The following is a 20,414-nucleotide window of genomic DNA, read 5'->3' on the forward strand; positions in this document are numbered from 1 at the left end:
TCAGTTTTCAAAGGGCAATGATGTTCGTCATCTTTCGACTCCGTTTTACAAACCGTCGAAAGCGACCTCTTTAATATATCATATCTGCCTAGCTGATTGCAAGCATTATTTTTAATTTCTTTTTTCATGCTCGGCTCTTTCGAGCTCAACCGCAGAAGCGACAATGACTAATATACCAAACGCTCCTGCACTTTGCAACTGTTATTTTCTGCCTTTTGAATTAACTCTAGAGCAAACAAAAAACATGCTTCCCCATAAAGGGCGAAGCATGTTTTGCTTGTCTAAATTATTCGCCTTGACGCTCACGCATCAGCGGGAAAAGCAGCACGTCACGAATCGACGGCGCATTCGTAAGCAGCATCACCAGACGGTCGATCCCGATCCCGAGACCTCCGGTCGGCGGCATGCCATATTCAAGAGCGCGTACGAAGTCTTCGTCCATTTCATGCGCCTCGTCGTTCCCTTGCTCCCGCTCCACCAGTTGTGCTTCGAACCGCTCCCGCTGATCGATCGGGTCGTTCAGCTCGGTAAACGCATTGGCGTGCTCGCGCGCCACGATAAACAGCTCGAAACGGTCTGTGAACCGAGGGTCCTGCTCGTTCTTTTTCGCCAGCGGGGAAATCGCCACCGGGTGCCCCGTGATGAACGTAGGCTGAATAAGCGTTTCCTCGACGAACGTCTCAAAGAACTGGTTCACGATATGACCGAAGGTCATCATCGGCTCAACCGGCACTTTGTGTTCTTTGGCCAAGCGATGCGCTTCCTCGTCCGTCATCTGAACGCTGAAGTCAACGCCCGTCACTTCTTTAATCGCATTGACCATCGAAACGCGACGCCACGACGGAGCAAGATCGATTTCTTGATCTTGATACGTAATTTTGGTCGTGCCCAGCACTTCCTGAGCAATATGCGCGATCATTTCTTCCGTCAGCTTCATGATGTCTTTATAATCGGCATACGCTTCGTACAGCTCGATCATCGTAAATTCCGGGTTATGGCGCGTCGAAATCCCTTCGTTACGGTAGACCCGTCCGATTTCATACACTTTTTCCATCCCGCCGACAATCAAACGCTTCAAATGCAGCTCGATCGCAATCCGCATATACAGCTGCATGTCCAGCGCATTATGATGCGTAATGAAAGGACGAGCGGCCGCACCGCCCGCAATGGCATGCAGCGTCGGCGTCTCGACTTCCAAATAGCCGCGGGAATCCAGATAGCGGCGCATCGACTGAATGATTTTGGAACGCAAAATGAAGGTCTGCTGCACGTCTTGGTTCATAATCAGATCCACGTAACGTTGACGGTATCGCAGCTCGACATCTTTGAGCCCATGATATTTCTCCGGCAAAGGGAGAAGCGATTTAGACAGCACTTCTACCGATGTCGCTTTAACGGAGAGCTCGCCCGTTTTCGTCTTGAAGACGGTGCCGCGAACGCCGATCAAATCGCCGATATCCAGCAGTTCGTACGCCTTGTACTTGGCTTCTTCCAATGCATCGGCGCGCACGTAAATTTGAATTTTGCCGGTGATGTCCTGAATATGGGCAAAGCCCGCTTTGCCCATTTCCCGCTTCTGCATAATCCGCCCGGCAATGCTGACTTCGGCGGAAAGCGCTTCAAGCTCTTCCTTGGATTTGTCTTCGTAGGCTTTGAAAATATCGCCGGCATGGTGCGTTCTTTCGAACTTTTGCCCGAACGGATCGATTCCAAGGCCGCGCAGCTCATCCAATTTGTTGCGCCGAATTTGCAGCAATTCATTCAATTCCAATTCCACAGTCATGTTTCCAGCTCCTTGGTTCGTAAGTAAAGCTTCCCGGCTCTATAGTCAAAAAAGCTTCCTGAGGAAGCTCCTTTTGTTGTCGCCGTTTACTTCTTGATATCGATAATTTCGTACTGGATAACGCCTGCCGGTACGCTGACGTCGACGATTGCCCCTTTGCGCTTGCCGAGAATGGCTTTGCCGACCGGGCTTTCGTTGGAAATTTTATTTTGGAACGGGTCGGATTCCGCTGTGCCCACGATGGAGTATTCAACGATATCTCCGAATTCGAGGTCCTTCAAGATGACGATGGAACCGACGTTCACCGCATCCGTATCGACTTCGTCGTTGTTAATAATCCGCGCGTTGCGCAGCATTTTCTCCAAAGTGATAATACGGCCCTCAACGAACGCTTGTTCGTTCTTGGCGTCTTCGTATTCCGAGTTCTCGCTGATATCGCCGTAACCGATCGCCACTTTAATCCGCTCCGCCACCTCGCGGCGCTTCACCGACTTTAAATGCTCCAGCTCTTCCTCGAGCTTTTTCAAACCTTCCTGCGTGAGAATGACTTCTTTTTCCGCCATTACTACCTATCTCCCGTCGTGTGAAAGATTTTCATATTTCGAGCCCAATCGAGTATGAATTCACTGATAATTACTATATGAACGCGACGCTGCATGATGCCACCAATCGTCGGCCGCAAATGACTATTGACTGATTATATTGCAACCCCATTCAAATGTCAATTGAAGCCAAACGCCCCGGTTTCGCCCATCGAACCGGACTAGTGGACGGTTGCCTCGCGTTGGTCGAGCGTTTCGATAAAGTCGGTGAGAAGCTGCACCATGGCGTCCCGTTTCGTCTGCTCCATAATGGCGTCTTTGATCCGCGCCGCTCCGTGCAGTCCCTTCAAGTACCAGGCCAGATGCTTGCGCATTTCCTTGACCGCTACCGCTTCGCCTTTTAACGCCGTCAGCCGGTCCAAATGCAGCACCGCGATGCGGATCTTCTCCTGCGGGCTCGGTTCCGGGGGAAGCTCGCCGTTCGTCAAATATTGGATGGTCCGGTACAGCATCCACGGATTGCCCAGTGCCGCGCGGCCGATCATAACTCCGTCGACGCCGGTCTGGTCGAGCATCCGTTTCGCATCCTCGGGGGTAAAGACGTCCCCGTTGCCGATCACCGGAATCGAAACGGCTTCCTTGACCTCTTTAATGATGTCCCAGTTCGCGTGTCCGGTATACATCTGCACTCTCGTACGCCCATGGACGGATACGGCTGCGCCGCCGCCGTTTTCGACGGCTTTCGCGTTCCGTACCGCGTAAATATGGTCGTCGTCCCAGCCGATCCGCATTTTAACGGTTAGCGGTTTGCTGACGGACCGGCTGACAGTCGAGACCATCTGCTCAATTTTGTCGGGGTCCAGCAGCCAACGCGCCCCCGCGTCGCATTTTGTAATTTTGGGCACAGGACAGCCCATGTTGATATCGATGATGTCCGCATTCGTATGCTGGTCTACATATTTGGCCGCTTCGACGAGCGTTTCAGTGTCGCCGCCGAAAATTTGCAGGCTGAGCGGCTTCTCCCGCTCGTCGACGTACAGCATCTCCAGCGTGCGGTGATTTCCGTGCAGGATGGCCTTATCGCTGACCATCTCGGCACAGACGAGACCGCAGCCGAACTCTTTCGCGATCAAGCGAAAAGCCGGATTGCAGACGCCTGCCATCGGGGCCAGAACCACTTTGTTCGGGGCGGTGACATTGCCTATCGTTAACATCGTATCTCTCCTTTCTGAGAAGGGTGATTTATTTGCCGCTTGCTTGGAAATAAAGCTCTTCCGGCTCGATTCCCAGCGTTTCGCATATTTTACGAACGATTTTCGGGTCCGCCTTGCGCGTTCCCCGCTCGATGGAGCCGAGTACGGCAATGGAAACGTCCAACCGTTCCGCCAGTTCGTTTTGGGTAAAGCCTTTTAATTTGCGAAAAGCGCGGATGCGCTGGGCTACTGCGTTTTTTTCCAAAGTGTAACGCCTTCCTTTCCTTCCACACGCTCCAAAAACGCCCGTAAAGGCACGGCCTGCGGCTGGTGATGAAGCTCCAATACCTCGATAAGAGGGATCAGAACGAATGCCCGCTCATGCATGCGCGGGTGCGGCAGTATCAATTCGGGCTGCTGCCGTCTGACGTCGCCGTACATCAGCATATCAAGGTCAATGGTACGAGGGCCCCAGCGAATATCGCGGACGCGGCCAAGCTGCCGTTCCGTTTCCATCAACTGCTCCAGCAGTTGTTCCGGGGAGAGCGTCGTCGTCACCTCGATCGCCATATTCAAAAAGGGAGCTTGATCCGTATAGCCAACCGGATCGGTCTCATACAAGGCCGATTGGCCGGTCACGCGAATCTCCGGATGCTCGTGAAGCAAACGAACGGCTTCCGTCAGGAAGCGCTCCCTGTCTCCGATATTGGAGCCAAGCCCGATGTAAGCCCGTTCGCAAGCTTCGGCCGACTGCATATCTCCATCGATCATCAGCGGACTTCCCGCTTCCTGTGAATTTCGATCGTGAAGCCGTCAAAATGAACGGCAACCGGCGGGTGCGGCTTGACGACGCGAACGGTCAATTCATTTATACTAGTATAAGTTCGCAATACCTCGGATGCAATATGTTCAGCCAGCGCCTCGACCAGCTTGAACGTTTTCTGCTCGACGATCGTTTTGATCAAGTCATGTACCTCGGCATAATTGACGGTGTCTTCCACCCGGTCGGAGCGACCTGCCCGGTCCAGCGGAAGGTACAGCTCCACATCCACGTAGTAGCGCTGTCCCAGTTTGTTTTCCTCTGGGAAAACGCCGTGGTATCCGTAAAAGGCCATCCCTTTCAGCATCATTTTATCCAACTTCGTATTCCTCCTTCAAGTCGCGGTCGCGTCATGCAAGCAGCCGCTTCATCGGTGCTGCGTTATGGCGTCGGTCATATCGGCAACACGCCGCATGGCTTTCACATCATGCACTCTGACGACCCGGCAGCCCTGGGCAATGCCGAGCGCAACGGTTGCCGCGGTTCCTTCCACCACATCGTCCGTCGGCAAATCCAGCGCACGACGGATCATGCTTTTGCGCGACGTGCCGAGCAGCACAGGGTAACCTAAGGAGACGATCCGATCCAGATGATTCATGAGCTGCAAATTGTGCTCGTACGTTTTGGCAAATCCGATGCCCGGGTCCAAAATAATCTGTTCGTCGCGAATCCCTGCTTGGTGCGCCCGACGAACCGTTTCCCGCAAATCCTCGATCACGTCTTGGATAAAGTTAGCATACACCGCTTCGGTGCGATTATGCATCAGAACGATCGGGCAGCCGTATTCCACCGCTACGCGAGCCATGTCCGGTTCCTTCTGCAATCCCCATATATCGTTGAGCAGGCTTGCGCCCGCGGCCATCGCTTGTCTCGCCGTTTCGGCCTTGTACGTATCGATAGAAATCGGCGTTTCGATGCCTGCCTGCCGCAGCGCGCGAATGACGGGAATGACCCGCTCCAGCTCTTCTTCCAGCGAAACGGCGGGAGCGCCGGGACGCGTCGACTCGCCGCCTACGTCAATGATATCGGCTCCCTGCGCAATCATCTCCAGCGCCCGGGCCACGGCAGCAATAGGATCAATGTACCGGCCCCCGTCCGAGAAGGAGTCCGGGGTCGCATTGAGAATCCCCATCACGACCGTCCTCGACCCGCTCAACAGCTGCTTGAGCTTGTTAGAATCCGTGACGCTAGCGTTCATCATTTTCCTCCTTGACATTAGCTATTATACTCTACCCAGAACAAACGTTCCTATATCGAAACAACAATTTTGCCGTGATAGGACCTGCCGTGCCGTCGCCGACGGTATGCGCGTTCCCTTCCCGGTCAAACAGCCTTGTCACCGGGACGATTTCTTGAATGGAGTTCGTCAAAAATACTTCGTCCGCTCCGGTAAGATCTTCCCACCCGTACAAGCCCTCCGATACGGATAATCCGGTCTCTTGTGCCATCGTCATCACATAGCGTCTCGTGATGCCGGGCAGAAGTCCCGTTTCCGCCGAAGGCGTATGCAGCTCTCCGCCGCGCACAAAAAACACATTGCTGACGATCCCTTCCGACAAAAAGCCTTGGGCATCCAGCAGGAGACCTTCCGCCTGAGCCGCCCAAGGATAGCGCCGGAGTTCTTGTTTTGCCAAAATATTGTTCATATAATGCAGCGATTTGTGTCGAATCGTGCCTTCCGGCGAGTTTCGACGCGATTCGAGGAGCTGCAGCGGCTTGCCGCTGCTATAAACCGACGAATCGACAGGCGGCAATGATTTTACATAAAGGATTTCCGTAGGTTGCTTGTACGGTTCGGCCGGAAGACCGAGAATGTCCGTGCCCGCCGTAACCGTGAAGCGGAAGTAGGCGTCCGTCATTTCGTTTGCTTCAAGCAGTCTGCGAATCCGGGTCTGTATGCCGTCCGGGTCTGGAACATAGCGGATATCCAGTTCCCGGCAGCCTGCGGCCAGCCGCTCTAAATGCCATTCCAGCAAAAAGGGACGTCCGCCGTAGGTGCGGAACGTCTCGAATAAGCCCATACCGTAAAGAAAACCGTGGTCGTATACGGAGACCACGGCCTTTTTTTCCTCTATGACGTTTCCGTTTAAATCGATTTTCACGCTTGGCTGACTGCCGTTTCGTTCAAGAAATTACGCAGCATTTGATGCCCGTGATCGGTAATGATCGACTCGGGATGGAATTGAACGCCTTCGATCGGGTATTCTTTATGGCGCAGACCCATAATTTCGCCCTCGGCCGTTTCGGCGGTGATCACGAAGCAATCAGGCAGCGTTTCTCTTTTTACGATCAAGGAATGGTACCTCGTTGCCGTAAACGGAGACGGCATATCCTTAAAGACCCCTTGACCGTCGTGGAATATTTCCGAGGTCTTCCCGTGCATCAGCCGCTCTGCGCGGATCACTTCGCCGCCAAACGCCTGTCCGATCGATTGATGGCCGAGGCAGACGCCGAGAATGGGAATCCGGCCTTTGAAGCGTTCGATCAGCGACAGGCTGATTCCCGCTTCGTTGGGCGTGCAGGGCCCCGGAGAGATCAGAATATGGTCCGGCTTTAATGCTTCGATCCCCTCCAGATCGATCTCGTCGTTGCGGCGCACCTCGATCTTTTCGCCCAATTCTCCCAAATACTGCACCAAATTGTACGTAAACGAATCGTAGTTGTCGATGACCAAAATCATGATTTTCTACCTCCCGCGGGACATGGATTTCGTTCGCTATATTGGATTGCTTTCCACATGGCTTTTGCTTTGTTAATCGATTCCGTGTATTCCTTTTCCGGGATCGAGTCAATGACAATCCCCGCCCCGGCCTGCACATATCCCGTGCCGCCCGCTGCGACGAGCGTACGTATGATTATATTAAATTCCATATCGCCGTTATAGTCAATCCAACCGATAGACCCGGTATATGGTCCTCTTCTCACCGGCTCCAGTTCCTCGATAATCTCCATGGTGCGGATTTTCGGAGCTCCGGTTATCGTGCCGCCAGGGAACGTCGCGGCAATGACATCGAAGGCATCGCGGCCCTCGGCCAGCTTTCCTTCAACTTCCGACACAATGTGCATGACGTGAGAATAGTACTCAATGACCATAAAGTCTTTGACCTTTACAGTCCCGTATGTCGAAATTCGTCCGAGATCGTTACGCTCCAAATCGACAAGCATGATATGCTCGGCCCGTTCTTTCTCGTGATGAATCAGCTCATTCGCAAGCTGCCGGTCTTCTTCCGGATTCATGCCGCGCGGTCGGGTACCTGCTATCGGACGGGTGCGGACGGTTCCTCGTTCAAGCTGGACCAGCAGCTCCGGGGAGCCCGATACAAGCTGAAAATCACGAAAACGCAGCAGTCCCATATAAGGGGAAGGGTTCACCAGCCGCAGCCATTCATAGATCTCTTCAGGCGATGCCTCAAGCCGCTTGTTCTGGCGCACCGACAGATTAACCTGAAACACGTCCCCGGCACTGATATAATCGCGAATTTTGCGTACCGCATCCATGTAGGCTTCTCTCGGAAAATCGGCAGCTATCCCTTCAATGGCGTCCACGTCCACCTGCAGGCGGTCTTCTTCCATTAGCTTCCGCTTCCAGGCCGCTTCTTCTTGCAAGAGCGGATTGGCGGCATCCTCCGTCAATCGGTCCCACAAGCCTTTCATCCGGGCCGCGGACTGTTCCGCTTCCTCATAGCGGGCTTCAAGCCAACCCGGCACCTCTGCTTGTTGCGGCGAAAGTTCCGTATGGACTGCACAAAACAGCTGATTGGTTTCATGATCGATAATCCAAAGCTCGTTCACCCGAACAAAAGCATAATCGGGCACGGGCAAATCGGCTTTCGCCCGGACCGGCAGCCGTTCGATGGTACGGATCACATCGTAGCCCCAGAACCCGACACAGCCTCCTATCCATTTCGGGGCCCCCTCGACAACCGGCGAGCGAAAAGGGGCGAGCCAGCTTTTGACCAGCTCTAACGGGGCTCCATGCCGCTTCTCTTCCCTGCCATCCTGTTGCGTGATTGTCGCATCACAGCCTGTTCCTTGAATAGCCGAAACGGGCCGAATGCCAAAAAAGCTGTAGCGGCCGCCCTTACCGCTCTCCAGCACGAAGGAACCGGGAGCCGCTTCCTCCCAAATAGGCGCCCAGGAAAGCGGGCGGCTTTGCTCTAATGAAAACCGGATAACATATGGAAGCACGGTATAGTCCTGAGCCCACTGCTGCCATTGATGATAGGATGTCAGGAGCATGTTCCGTCCTCCTTTTGCGTTCGTCGTCTAATGTTGGGATTAGTATACTTGAAATTGCGGACGAATAAAAGGGCGGTGAAAATTGGGAAGGGATTCGGGGATGAGTCGGAGATGGGTCGGAGACGAATCGGGAGAGCCCGGGCCCCTTGCGCAGTCTGCGGAGAAATCGCGTTTCGCTTCAGCTCAGACACGTTTTGCTCCCATCCCCTATAAATTCATGGAAGCGGAAGGGGATGGAACAAAAAACTCGCCGCGAAAACGCGATTTCTCCTTCGACCATTCCACAAGCAAAGACGCCGCGTGCAATAAATCCCTCCCTCATTTCATGAGAGAGGTAGAAAGATAAAAACCCGCTCAACCTTTGCAGCAGGGTGAGCAGGCTTGATTGACTTATTAGTCCTCGAATTGATACAGCGGCGTGGACAAGTAACGCTCGCCGTTGCTTGGAACGACGGCGATGACGCGTTTGCCGGGGCCGAGTTCCTTGGCGATCTTCAGTGCGGCAAAGATGGCCGCTCCAGACGAAATGCCGCCCAAGATGCCTTCTTCTTTCGCTACGCGGCGGGACGTTTCGAATGCTTCCTCATTCTCTACCGTAATGATCCCGTCATAAATGCCGGTATCGAGGATATCCGGCACAAAGCCTGCGCCGATCCCTTGAATGCGGTGCGGACCCGGCTTGCCTCCGGACAATACCGGAGAAGCCGAAGGCTCGATAGCGTAGATTTTAATGTGCGGGAAGTGTTCCTTGAGCACCGAACCGGCGCCTGTAATCGTTCCGCCCGTTCCGATTCCGGCAATGAAAGCGTCCAACTTGCCGTCATGCGCGTTGATCGCTTCGACGATTTCCGGACCGGTCGTTTCGCGGTGAATTTTGACGTTCGCTTGGTTCTTAAACTGCTGAGGCATGAAGTAACCCGGATTTTCGGCCAAGATTTCTTCCGCACGCTTGATGGCGCCCTTCATCCCTTCCGCTCCCGGCGTCAGCTCCAGCTGCGCACCGTAAGCGCGAAGCAGATTGCGGCGTTCCATGGACATCGTCTCCGGCATGACCAAAATCGCTTTATAGCCTTTGGCCGCGGCGACCATCGCCAGACCGATCCCCGTATTTCCGCTCGTCGGCTCGACGATCGTATCGCCCGGTTTGATACGGCCTTCTTGCTCGGCCACTTCAATCATGCTGATGGCAATCCGGTCTTTTACGCTGGCGCCCGGGTTTTGGAATTCCAGCTTTACGTAAATTTCCGCACTGCCCTCCGGCACGACACGGTTTAATTTGACCAATGGCGTGTCCCCAATCAATTGCGTAACACTTTGCACTAATCTGGCCATTCCGTTCTCCTCCTCAAGTTCACGTCAAAATATCCGAGTAATTTAGTGGGTATTATATTGTAATCTTATCAACCCCTACGGTGGTTGTCAATACAATTCCCTGTCGTTTCCTAGAAATTTGCCTGGACGGATACTTTCCACTTGTCTCGAAGCGTTCGTAGCGTCTCCTTCATCGGAGGAGCTTCCCGAAGAGCGAGATCTTTGCGGACCCGATCTTGAACCGCCGCAGGCTCTTCCTTCGAAGTTTCTCTACGCTCTCTCAGCTTGACAATCACATATTTGCCTTCGACCTCGACGGGTTTTCCGATTTCCCCTTGCTTCAGCTGCTTGGCAGTCCTCATGATCGGGGCGGGAACGAACGGATCGCCCTCTTCCAACCAACCTAAGTCTCCTCCGCTATCGCGCGTCGCATCATCAAGGGAACGTTCCTTGGCTACTTGCGCAAAATCCGTACCTTTTGACAAATCGTTCAAGGCCCGTTGAGCCTGCTCCTTGCTGGCCGTAACGATCTGCTGGAGACGGAGCTCTACACGTGTCTGGAATTCATCCGGATGCGCGGCGATATAAGCCTGCACTTCTTCATCGGTAATCCGGATGTTGTGTATGGCAACTTTATCGGCCAACAGCTTGTGGTATACATCCTCTTTGAGCGTATCGGGAGTTAAACCCAGCTGATTTTTCATCGTTTCTAAAAATGCTTGCTCGCTTTCGTACCCCTGCTTCATCCGCGTCAGTTCCTGCTGCACTTCGCTGTCGGCGATTTCGATGCCCAAGGCCTTCGCCTCCAAGCGCACCACTTCCCGGTCGATCATTCGGTCCAAGAGCTCGCGTCCGTGCGCCGCTAGCAGCTGCGTTTCCAATTCGGCTAACGTAATCTTTTTCTCTCCGATCGTGGCCAAAATTTGCGCCTCTCCGTCCTGCTTCTGGGGGTCCGGATGTTTATCGGTAGGGAGTGGGTATAAGGAGTGGGCCATTAATACGGAGGATAGGATGACTACCGCGACCAGCAACACAGCGATCATGCCCCATAATACTTTAATGTTTCGCATACCCTATCTCCTCGTATAATCACTCTCTATATCGACCGGGCGGCTACTCGCCATCCTGTCGTTTTTTATATGGACTTGAGAATCGCTTCAAGGTCTTCCCTATTGAAACGATAGGCTTCGTTGCAAAAATGGCACACGATTTCCGCTTTGCCGTCTTCATCCAGAATTTGCTGCAATTCATGGCGTCCCAGACTTATTAAGGTCTGCTCGACGCGCTCGCGCGAGCATTTGCACTGAAACCGAATGTCGTCGCGTCTCTCCAGCACTTCGGCTCCGGGAAGCAGCGTAGCGAGTATGTCCTCCAGACGGTCTCCGCGGTCAAGCAAAGACGTAATCGGCGGAAGACCCGCAAGCTCCTTTTCAATCTGTGAAATTTCGTCATCCGTTAACCCCGGCAGCAGCTGAATGATGAATCCGCCGGCAGTCTTCACGGTATAATCCACGTCGACCAACACGCCCAGAGCGACAGCGGAAGGCGTTTGTTCGGATTTGGCAAAATAATACGTAAAATCTTCGCCGAGCTCGCCCGAAACGATCGGAATACTGCCGCGGTAAGGTTCTTTGAGTCCAAGGTCTTTAATGACATACAAAAAACCGTCGGTACCGACAGCACCGGCCACGTCCAGCTTGCCGATCGAGTTCAAAGGCAAATCGACGGCCGGATTGTCCACATACCCGCGAACTTCCCCGTGAGCATTGGAATCCGCAACGATCTGGCCGATCGGCCCGCCGCCTTTGACTTGGACGGTCAGCTTCTCTTCGCCTTTAAGCATAATGCCCATCATCAGCGCAGCCGTTGCCGTACGTCCTAAAGCAGCGGTCGCGGTAGGCGTGGTCTGATGACGACGGCGTAGCTCCTCGACAATTCCGGTGGTACGGACGGCAAAGGCGCGTACTTTTCCTTCGTAGGCAGTGGCCCTGATTAAGTAATCTTGCATGACAAAGCTCCTTCTGTTCTGATGACGCTACAAGCCGGAATAAGGGGCCTGCTGCTGCGAATATGCAGACCTCTAGCCGATGTTGCGTTCGTATATAATTTGCAATCCCTGCAGCGTAAGAAGCGGATCGATCAAATCGATCGTACGCGATTCCCCAGCAATGAGCTCTGCCAGCCCGCCCGTTGCGATGACTTTCGGCTCAACCCGGAACTCCTGTTTAATCCGCTCCACGATTCCGTCCACTTGACCGGCGAAGCCGTAAATAATCCCGGCCTGCATCGATGCGATCGTATTACGTCCGACGACGCTTTTCGGCTTCACCAGCTCAATGCGGGGCAGCTTCGCCGCCCGTTGATACAGAGCTTCAGTGGAAATACTGATCCCGGGCGCCACGGCACCGCCGATGAATTGGTCCTTCTCATCGATATAGTCGAACGTCGTAGCCGTTCCAAAATCGACCACGATACAAGGCGAGCCGTACAGCTCGATGGCAGCGACTGCATTCACGATCCGGTCTGCGCCGACTTCCTTCGGGTTCTCGTAACGGATGTTCAATCCGGTCTTGATACCAGGTCCTACAATCAACGGCGCTTTCTTCAAATAATTTAAACACAATTGTTCCAGTACAAACATCAGCGGCGGTACGACCGAAGAAAGAATGACGCCATCGACTTGATCCAGGCCGATTCCCGCATGCCGGAATAGGTTGTACATGGTCATTCCGTACTCGTCGGAAGTGGCCGACCGGTTGGTACTCAGCCGCCAGTGGTGAAGCAGCTGCTTCCCTTCGTAGATCCCGAGCACGATGTTAGTATTCCCTACGTCCACCACCAAGATCATGACCGGCCCACCTTTTCTCCCGCGGAACCTTTCTGTTCGTTCAGATCCAGACTAATATCAAGCGCCTGAACGGAATACGTCAGCCTGCCGACGGAAATGACATCCACCCCGCTTTGGGCAATGCTGCGGACACTGTCCAGTGTAACGCTTCCCGACGCTTCTACCATGATATGCGGAGCCTGACTTTTCATGCGCTGTACGGCTTGCGACATTTGCTCCGGCGACATGTTGTCGAGCATGACGATGTCAGGACCGGCCGCTAACGCTTCTTCAAGCTGCTCGAAGTTCTCCACTTCGACTTCAATCTTCATCGTATGCGGTATTTGAGCGCGGGCCGCTGTAATGGCTTGACGGATTCCTCCCGCTCCCTTGATATGATTGTCCTTGATCATGACGGCATCATATAATCCGAACCGGTGGTTATGCCCTCCCCCGACACGAACCGCATATTTCTCCAGCATCCGGTGGCCAGGCGTTGTTTTGCGCGTATCCACAAGACGAACCGGCAGTCCTTCCAGCCGATCCACAAACTGGCGCGTACGCGTAGCAATGCCGGACATGCGCTGCAGCAGATTCAGCGCGAGGCGCTCGCCGAGCAAAATGCTGCGGGTACTGCCGGATACTTCCGCGATGACGGTGCCGTACCGGGCCGCCGCGCCGTCATTCACCTTCGCTTCGAACCGAAGCTGCGGGTCAACCAATGCGAAGACTGCTTCGGCCACCGGGATCCCGGCGATAATGCCCTCGTCTTTGACGTGAATAATGCCTTTGGCTTGAGATTCCGCCGGAATCGTCGTCATCGTCGTGACGTCGCCCATCCCGATGTCTTCCTCAAGCCAAGTCCGCAAGCTTCGGTCCAGATTCGACCGGTTCAACTCAAACATCATCAATCCGTCCTTCCGTAATGCCGTTGGCACGATTAAACACGGTATGCTTGCGCCAAACCACGTCATCCTTGTCCGGGAAGTCCTCCCGATAGTGTCCCCCGCGGCTTTCCTGCCTAATCAAAGCGGCCTGCGTCGTCAGCAGCGCGCAGATGAGCAGATTGGCAAATTCATATTGTTCCCGCTTGGCCAAACAGCTGTCGAAGATCGATACGTGCCGTTTCAGCTCGTCGTAACCTTTTTCCAACCCTTGAGCGTGCCGCTTGAGTCCCGCGTACCGGAGCATTACCTTTTGCAGCTTCAGCTTCTTTTCGACAACGGGCTGAATGGCGTTATCCTTCGACCGCTGCTCCTCCCGGATGTGGGGAAGCTCTGCAATCGGCGGCAAGCCGTCAATCCGCTCCACAATCCGCCGTCCAAACACAATCGCTTCGGAAAGCGAGTTGCTGGCCAGCCGGTTGGCCCCATGTACCCCAGTGGAAGACACTTCCCCGCACGCAAACAGCCGCTTTACAGCCGTTTCTCCGTGCAGGTCGGTTTCTACGCCGCCCATCATGTAATGAGCCGCGGGAGCTACCGGGATCCAATCGGACGACAAATCGAGTCCGTAAGACAAGCAGTATTCATAAATGGTCGGAAACCGGTGCTTCACCGTTTCTTCCGATTCGTGCGTAAAATCAATGTAGACGAAGGTCGACTTGGTGTTCTCCATTTCGCTGACGATCGCCCGGGCCACAATATCCCGCGGAGCAAGCTCCAGCTGCGGATGGTACCGTTCCATAAACCGCTCGCCGTTAATATTGCGCAGTACGGCCCCTTCCCCGCGTACCGCTTCAGAGATGAGAAACCTCGGGGCTCCCGGATAGCACAAAGCTGTCGGATGGAACTGAATAAACTCCACATCCCGGATATTCGCCCCTGCCCGGTAAGCAATCGCAATGCCGTCTCCGGTGGCGATATCGGGATTGGTCGTATAACGGAACAATTGCCCCGCTCCGCCGGTACACAGGATGGTCGCCTTCGCATGAACGATCACCCGGCTGCCGTCCGGCTTTTGAACCAGCGCGCCGTAGCACTCGCCGTTATCGGTAATTAAATCGATTACAAAATGGTCATCCCAAATCTCGATATTCGGGTCCTGCTTCGTTTTCTCGGACAACGCACGCACGATTTCCGCGCCGGTAGCGTCCCCTTGCGCATGAAGGATGCGCCTCTGGCTATGCGCCCCTTCTTTCGTCAGCGCATAGCGTCCGTCTTCCATATCGAATTCGGTTCCCATCCGGATCAAGTCCCCAACCCCGTCGGGTCCTTCATGCACGAGAACATCCACGGCCGCAGAAGAGCAAAGTCCGGCTCCCGCGATCAGTGTATCCTGCCGGTGATAGGCCGGCGAGTCTTCGTCCGAGATGACTGCCGCGATCCCACCCTGAGCGTACCGGGTGTTGCTGTCGAGCAGCGATTTTTTGGTGACCATCAGCACTTTGTGGTTCTCAGCGGAACGCAGTGCCGTGAAAAGACCGGCGATTCCTGCGCCGATCACAATGACGTCGGTATGTACCTGCGGCAGCTGCCGCACATCGAAATTAACCAAATAACGAGGTATCATCAGCTCTCACCCGTTCAACAAGGAAGTAGCGCATGCTACTTGACCTGCAGCATGCGCTCCAAGGATGCTCTGGCTTTGTCGGCCACTTGCGGCGGAACATAAATTTGGGGTTGGTTCGTTTCCAGACATTTGACCACTTTTTTCAGGTTGTTTACCTTCATATTCGGGCAAACCAAATATTTGGTGGCAAAATGGAACTTCTTGTTCGAGCTGTCGAGCCGGAGCTGATACCCCGTACCGTCTTCCGTACCGACGATAAACTCCTGGCAATCGGATTCCCTGCAATATTTGATGATGGCTGTTGTACTGCCGACAAAATCGCCGAGCTTGACGACCTCCGGGCGGCATTCGGGATGAACGACGAATTGGGCATTCGGATATTGAGCTTTCATCTCTTCAACATCTTTGACGGTCAGCATGTCGTGAGTGTTGCAATATCCTTCCCAAATAATCATTTTCTTATCGGTAAATTTGGAAACGTAATCACCAAGGTTTTTATCCGGTACCCAGATGATTTCATCGGAGTCGACCGAATTGATGACTTTGATCGCGTTGGCCGATGTACAGCAAATGTCGGTTTCGGATTTGACTTCCGCCGACGTATTAATGTAGGCCACGACTTTGGCGTTCGGATGCTTCTGCTTCAGCGCCCGCAGACCGTCGACATTGACCATGTCGGCCATCGGACAGCCGGCGCGCTCGTCGGGGATGAGTACGGTTTTGTTCGGGGCCAATATTTTTGCGCTTTCGCCCATAAAATGCACGCCGCAGAACACGATCACATCGGCGTCGGTGGAAGCGGCTTTTTGAGCCAGCAGGAACGAATCCCCGCGAAAATCGGCTACCTCTTGAATCTCGTCGCGTTGATAATAATGAGCAAGTATAATGGCATTCCGTTCTTTCTTCAGCTGGGCGATCCGCTCTTTCAGCTCTTTTTGCTGTTCCGCTTTACGCTCCAACGCTAATGCTTCCATGACGCACCATCCTTTTTTTCGTATGACCACCCTGATGCTTCCAACTCATATCTCTCTGGAACGTGCTGCAATTACTGGTGAAAATGTTCACAAAGTGTTTAAAGATTTACACTTAATTTACACAACAGACCGGGCGGTGTCAATGCTGAAATAGGTACAAAAAGGCCGGAATATACCGGTTTTGTAATATGGGCCGATTCGCTCCCTTTCCTAAGGCTAGTTTCTCAAGAAACGTCCCGTTTTAGCCTGTACAGATAAGGAAAAACCGGCGCTTTGCGGCACCGGTTTTCACTGCAAAATTATTTATTTTCCTCTTTGTCGCCATCCGACTCGTTTTTCTCGAAATCCAGCTTGTTGGCTTCGGATTCTTGATGCTGCCCTTGGATGTTCACTTTCACATCTTCCGGCTTCGCTTCCCCGTCTTCTTTCACGGGTCCGAGCTTGCCAGTCTCGATCAGCTCGCGAATCTGTTCTTTCTCCAACGTTTCTTTCTCGATCAACGTTTCGGCAACCAAGCGCACTTGATCGCTATACTTGGTCAAAATGTCTTTGGCCCGGTCATAGCAGGCGCGCATAATCGATTGCATCTCTTGGTCGATCTCGTAAGCGATGGCATCGCTGTAGTTCTGCTCATGTCCGATATCCCGGCCCAAGAAAACTTGGCCCTGGGTCGTACCGAACTGCATCGGTCCGAGCTTGTCGCTCATCCCGTACTCCATGATCATGCGGCGTACGATGCCTGTGGCTCGTTGGAAGTCGCTGTAAGCACCCGTTCCAATTTGACCGATGAACAGTTCCTCGGAGACGCGTCCTGCAAGAAGTCCGGTGACTTTGTCAAGCAGCTCGTTCTTTGTCTGCATCATCCGGTCTTCGCCTTCCTTCGGCAGCATCATGACGTAGCCGCCCGCGCGGCCGCGCGGAATGATCGTTACCTTGTGCACAACGTCAGCGTCCTCGACATGAATACCGACGATCGTATGGCCCGCTTCGTGGAAGGCGACCATCCGCTTCTCGCGTTCGCTGATGACGCGGCTCTTCTTCTGCGTTCCGACAATCACGCGGTCGAACGCCTCGTCGATCTCATCCATCGAAATGTCTTTCCGATTGCGACGGGCTGCAATAAGCGCCGCTTCGTTCAACAGGTTTTCAAGGTCCGCACCCGTAAATCCGGTTGTGTAACGGGACAGCTGATCCAGCTTCACATCTTTGGCGAGCGGCTTGTTGCGCGCATGCACCTTCAGCACCGCTTCGCGGCCTTTCACATCCGGACGGTCAACGGTAATTTGACGGTCGAAGCGTCCCGGACGCAGCAAGGCAGGGTCCAAAATGTCTGGACGGTTCGTTGCGGCCACGATGATAATTCCTTCGTTGGCGCCAAAGCCGTCCATCTCAACCAGAAGCTGGTTGAGCGTCTGTTCGCGCTCGTCGTGCCCGCCGCCTAATCCGGCGCCGCGCTGACGGCCGACAGCATCGATTTCATCTATAAATATGATACAAGGGGCGTTTTTCTTAGCATTTTCGAACAAATCGCGTACGCGGGAAGCACCGACACCGACGAACATTTCCACGAAGTCGGAACCGCTGATACTAAAGAACGGTACACCGGCTTCGCCGGCTACGGCTCTGGCAAGCAGCGTTTTACCGGTACCCGGAGGACCGACCAACAGAACCCCTTTCGGGATGCGGGCGCCTACGGCTGCAAATTTTCGCGGGTCTTTCAAAAACTCGACAACTTCAACCAGCTCTTGCTTCTCCTCATCGGCTCCGGCAACGTCCTCGAACGTGACGCGCTTCTTCTCTTCGTTATAGAGCCTCGCCCGGCTTTTGCCGAAGTTCATGACTTTTCCGCCGCCACCCTGCGCCTGATTCAACAGGAAGAAAAACAGGATGAAGATGATCACAAACGGGATAATGGAGGTAAGGAAGCTGATCCAAACATTGTCCCCTTCCATTTTCTCGATGTAAACGTTCCCTTGGGGAATGTCGCTGTTTTCAATCAAACGGAAGATTTGCGGGTCATAAGGCGCACGAGATTCGAAATTTTTCTTATCCGCAGAAGCGTTCTTATATTTCCCCCGAACCAGATACGTTTGAGCATCGTATTTTACGATGATGGATTCGACATTCTTTTCGATTAAGGCCACGCGGAGCTTATCGTAGCTAATGGTGTCTTTCTGTTCATTCTGCGTGCTGATAAAATGAACAATTCCGACGGTGACCAAAAAAATGAGCAGATAAAAGCCTGTATTGCGAATAATGCGATTCATCCCCTACCTCCTCTCAACAACGGCAACTTTGTATATTGTACCACAGCAAGTCTTGGCATCTCAAGAAATGCTATTGGGAGTAAACTTCGGGCTTCAGCACGCCGACGTACGGCAGGTTCCGGTATTTCTCCGCATAGTCCAAGCCGTATCCCACCACGAACGCGTCCGGGATCACGAAGCCTTTATAGTCTGCGTCCAACTCTGCCGATCTACGCGCCGGTTTGTCGAACAACGCGGCGACGGTAATGGAAAGGGCGTTGCGGCGTTCGAGCACGTCGATCAAATAGCTTAGCGTCAAGCCGCTGTCGATAATGTCCTCGACGATCAGAATGTGGCGTCCCTCCACGGAAATATCGAGGTCCTTAATAATTTTGACCACACCCGACGATTTCGTCGATGCGCCGTAGCTGGATACGGCCATGAAATCGAGCTCAAGCGGAATCGTGATCTGCTTGACCAAATCGGCCATAAAGATGAACGCGCCCTTCAGTACGCAGATGACCAACGGGTTGCGCCCTTCGAAATCACGGCTGATCTGCTCGCCCATTTCCTTGATTTTGTCCTGAATTTGCTGCTCGCTGTACAGTACTTCTTGAATGTCGTTTTGCAAGAGAGGTCCTCCCACTTTAATAAAAATCTTTGCCATGAATATCCACTTGAATATGTAGCATTCGCTTCGTCCGACCGGTAATCGCAGCGGCCGAAGACCGCCGAACGCCCGGTACCCAAAGCACGCTGCCGCCGGCGTCCGCAAGGATCGGAATCGTCTCGCGCAAGGTAGGAGGCACTTTCGCATCGATGAACATATCTTTTACCTTTTTCGTCCCGTTTAGTCCGAGCGGCTTCAACCGGTCTCCCGGAAGGCGGCTTCGGACCGTGAGAGGCATGGCAAGTTCCTCCGCATCGAAACAGGCGGTCCAGGCATCGGTACATTCGGGGTGCTCCTCTTCGCTGTCCAAGGAGCGGAGCGTGAGACGGACTCCCGTCTCGGGAATCGCAAGCTCCGTCTGGCCTTCGCGCAGTACGTACGCGTAAGGGAGAGGTCGTAACACCATAGTATGAACCGCAATACGATCATATTCCCTGCTGAGCGCGATGTTCTGCCCGATTTCCAATCGAAAATTGGACGGTCGTTCACGCAGAACAGCCGTCCGAAATTGTTCGACTTTCAGGAAATCCATGGAATCCGGGTCGGAAGCAAGATAATTTAATATTAGTTTAATCAACCGCCTTTGTAAAGCAACATGTACCCCCGTAAACCATTTTGCGGAAAAGCTGTAACAGGCGTTTTTTCGGGTCACGTGCCGCTCGCACATCCGCCGGACTTCCCGGTCCATAAAATCGTCTTCTCCGGCCATCGTCTCCGCCAGCCGGTTCAACGCCGCGGGCAGCTGTTCGTTATAGCGGGACAGAAAAGGAAGCACGTCCATTCGCACCTGATTGCGAACGTACTTTCTCTCCAAATTGCTGCTGTCCGTACAATACGGCAGTCCTTCCGCTTCGCAGTACCGGATAATATCCGCTTTGTATATACGCAGCAAGGGGCGTATGAGTTCCAAACCATTTTCTGCCATTCTGCGCACCGGAATGCCTGACAATCCCGAAGGTCCCGTTCCGCGCAGCAGCCGCATCAGCACCGTCTCCGCCTGATCGTCCGCATGGTGGGCGAGCGCGATCCGGCGGGAATCCGTTCGCTTCGCGACGTCGAACAAAAACTCGTACCGCTTGTCCCGGGCGGCGGCTTGGGGGTTCCGACCCGTTTCTTCTATAATACGGGGCATGTCGATGAAGGTCGTTTCTACAGGAAGACCCCATCGCTCGGCGAGCGACTTCACAAGCTCCGCCTCCCGGTCCGATTCGGCGCCCCGAAAGCCATGATTGACATGAGCGACGGTGAGCCGGAGACGATAACGGCCGGATAACGCAAAAAGGAGGTGCAGCAGCCCG

Annotated in this window: 20 protein-coding genes; all 20 read right to left on the reverse strand. The window is 53.8% G+C overall.

Annotated elements, in window-relative coordinates; translation table 11 throughout:
* Positions 1-286 precede the first annotated feature (286 nt).
* Entirely contained in the window at positions 287-1,783 is a 1,497-nt protein-coding gene (gene lysS, locus QJ48_RS29960; RefSeq protein ID WP_054977023.1) for a lysine--tRNA ligase, read from the reverse strand.
* An 86-nt stretch (positions 1,784-1,869) separates the two neighbouring features.
* Positions 1,870-2,346 (reverse strand): transcription elongation factor GreA, encoded by a 477-nt coding sequence (greA, locus tag QJ48_RS29965; RefSeq protein WP_025846881.1) that lies wholly within the window; start codon positions 2,344-2,346, stop codon positions 1,870-1,872.
* 200 nt (positions 2,347-2,546) lie between these two features.
* The gene (gene dusB / locus QJ48_RS29970; protein WP_054977024.1) at positions 2,547-3,539 is read right to left on the reverse strand and encodes a tRNA dihydrouridine synthase DusB; all 993 of its coding nucleotides are present in this window, start codon (positions 3,537-3,539) and stop codon (positions 2,547-2,549) included.
* A gap of 28 nt (positions 3,540-3,567) precedes the next feature.
* Positions 3,568-3,783, reverse strand: a complete 216-nt coding sequence (locus QJ48_RS29975) for a helix-turn-helix domain-containing protein (RefSeq protein ID WP_010501498.1) — start codon at positions 3,781-3,783, stop codon at positions 3,568-3,570.
* A complete protein-coding gene (gene folK, locus QJ48_RS29980; protein WP_082420734.1) occupies positions 3,765-4,289 on the reverse strand; it encodes a 2-amino-4-hydroxy-6-hydroxymethyldihydropteridine diphosphokinase in 525 nt (174 codons plus the stop codon). Before folK ends, QJ48_RS29975 begins: the two co-directional genes overlap by 19 nt.
* Entirely contained in the window at positions 4,289-4,657 is a 369-nt protein-coding gene (folB, locus tag QJ48_RS29985; protein WP_054977025.1) for a dihydroneopterin aldolase, read from the reverse strand. Before folB ends, folK begins: the two co-directional genes overlap by 1 nt.
* Positions 4,658-4,705: 48 nt before the next feature.
* A complete protein-coding gene (folP, locus tag QJ48_RS29990; RefSeq protein WP_157261803.1) occupies positions 4,706-5,536 on the reverse strand; it encodes a dihydropteroate synthase in 831 nt (276 codons plus the stop codon).
* Positions 5,537-5,567: 31 nt separating this feature from the next.
* On the reverse strand, positions 5,568-6,440 hold the full coding sequence (gene pabC, locus QJ48_RS29995) for an aminodeoxychorismate lyase (RefSeq protein ID WP_054977027.1): 873 nt from the start codon (positions 6,438-6,440) through the stop codon (positions 5,568-5,570).
* Positions 6,437-7,018 (reverse strand): aminodeoxychorismate/anthranilate synthase component II, encoded by a 582-nt coding sequence (gene pabA, locus QJ48_RS30000; protein WP_054977028.1) that lies wholly within the window; start codon positions 7,016-7,018, stop codon positions 6,437-6,439. Before pabA ends, pabC begins: the two co-directional genes overlap by 4 nt.
* Complete coding sequence (locus QJ48_RS30005; RefSeq protein WP_054977029.1) at positions 7,015-8,577, reverse strand: anthranilate synthase component I family protein; 1,563 nt, start codon at positions 8,575-8,577, stop codon at positions 7,015-7,017. Before QJ48_RS30005 ends, pabA begins: the two co-directional genes overlap by 4 nt.
* A 393-nt stretch (positions 8,578-8,970) precedes the next feature.
* Complete coding sequence (gene cysK / locus QJ48_RS30015) at positions 8,971-9,909, reverse strand: cysteine synthase A (protein ID WP_054977031.1); 939 nt, start codon at positions 9,907-9,909, stop codon at positions 8,971-8,973.
* Between the two features lie 110 nt (positions 9,910-10,019).
* On the reverse strand, positions 10,020-10,958 hold the full coding sequence (locus QJ48_RS30020) for a peptidyl-prolyl cis-trans isomerase (RefSeq protein ID WP_054977032.1): 939 nt from the start codon (positions 10,956-10,958) through the stop codon (positions 10,020-10,022).
* Positions 10,959-11,023: 65 nt separating this feature from the next.
* Positions 11,024-11,896: an Hsp33 family molecular chaperone HslO gene (hslO, locus tag QJ48_RS30025; RefSeq protein ID WP_054977033.1), complete on the reverse strand. Its 873-nt coding sequence runs from the start codon at positions 11,894-11,896 to the stop codon at positions 11,024-11,026.
* Positions 11,897-11,968: 72 nt separating this feature from the next.
* A complete protein-coding gene (locus tag QJ48_RS30030; protein ID WP_054977034.1) occupies positions 11,969-12,736 on the reverse strand; it encodes a type III pantothenate kinase in 768 nt (255 codons plus the stop codon).
* Entirely contained in the window at positions 12,733-13,620 is an 888-nt protein-coding gene (gene nadC / locus QJ48_RS30035) for a carboxylating nicotinate-nucleotide diphosphorylase (RefSeq protein WP_054977040.1), read from the reverse strand. The genes QJ48_RS30030 and nadC overlap by 4 nt, the downstream gene beginning before the upstream one ends.
* Positions 13,613-15,226 (reverse strand): L-aspartate oxidase, encoded by a 1,614-nt coding sequence (gene nadB, locus QJ48_RS30040; protein WP_054977035.1) that lies wholly within the window; start codon positions 15,224-15,226, stop codon positions 13,613-13,615. The genes nadC and nadB overlap by 8 nt, the downstream gene beginning before the upstream one ends.
* Positions 15,227-15,261: 35 nt before the next feature.
* The gene (gene nadA, locus QJ48_RS30045; protein ID WP_054977036.1) at positions 15,262-16,200 is read right to left on the reverse strand and encodes a quinolinate synthase NadA; all 939 of its coding nucleotides are present in this window, start codon (positions 16,198-16,200) and stop codon (positions 15,262-15,264) included.
* Positions 16,201-16,499: 299 nt separating this feature from the next.
* Positions 16,500-18,467, reverse strand: coding sequence for an ATP-dependent zinc metalloprotease FtsH (ftsH, locus tag QJ48_RS30050; protein WP_054977037.1), 1,968 nt, complete (start codon positions 18,465-18,467; stop codon positions 16,500-16,502).
* Between the two features lie 70 nt (positions 18,468-18,537).
* Positions 18,538-19,077: a hypoxanthine phosphoribosyltransferase gene (hpt, locus tag QJ48_RS30055; protein ID WP_010501468.1), complete on the reverse strand. Its 540-nt coding sequence runs from the start codon at positions 19,075-19,077 to the stop codon at positions 18,538-18,540.
* A 16-nt stretch (positions 19,078-19,093) separates the two neighbouring features.
* Positions 19,094-20,414: tRNA lysidine(34) synthetase TilS (tilS, locus tag QJ48_RS30060; protein ID WP_054977038.1), on the reverse strand; the 1,321-nt coding region annotated here is incomplete at its 5' end.

The organism is Paenibacillus sp. A3 (assembly GCF_001399685.1).
Classification (GTDB): domain Bacteria; phylum Bacillota; class Bacilli; order Paenibacillales; family NBRC-103111; genus Paenibacillus_G.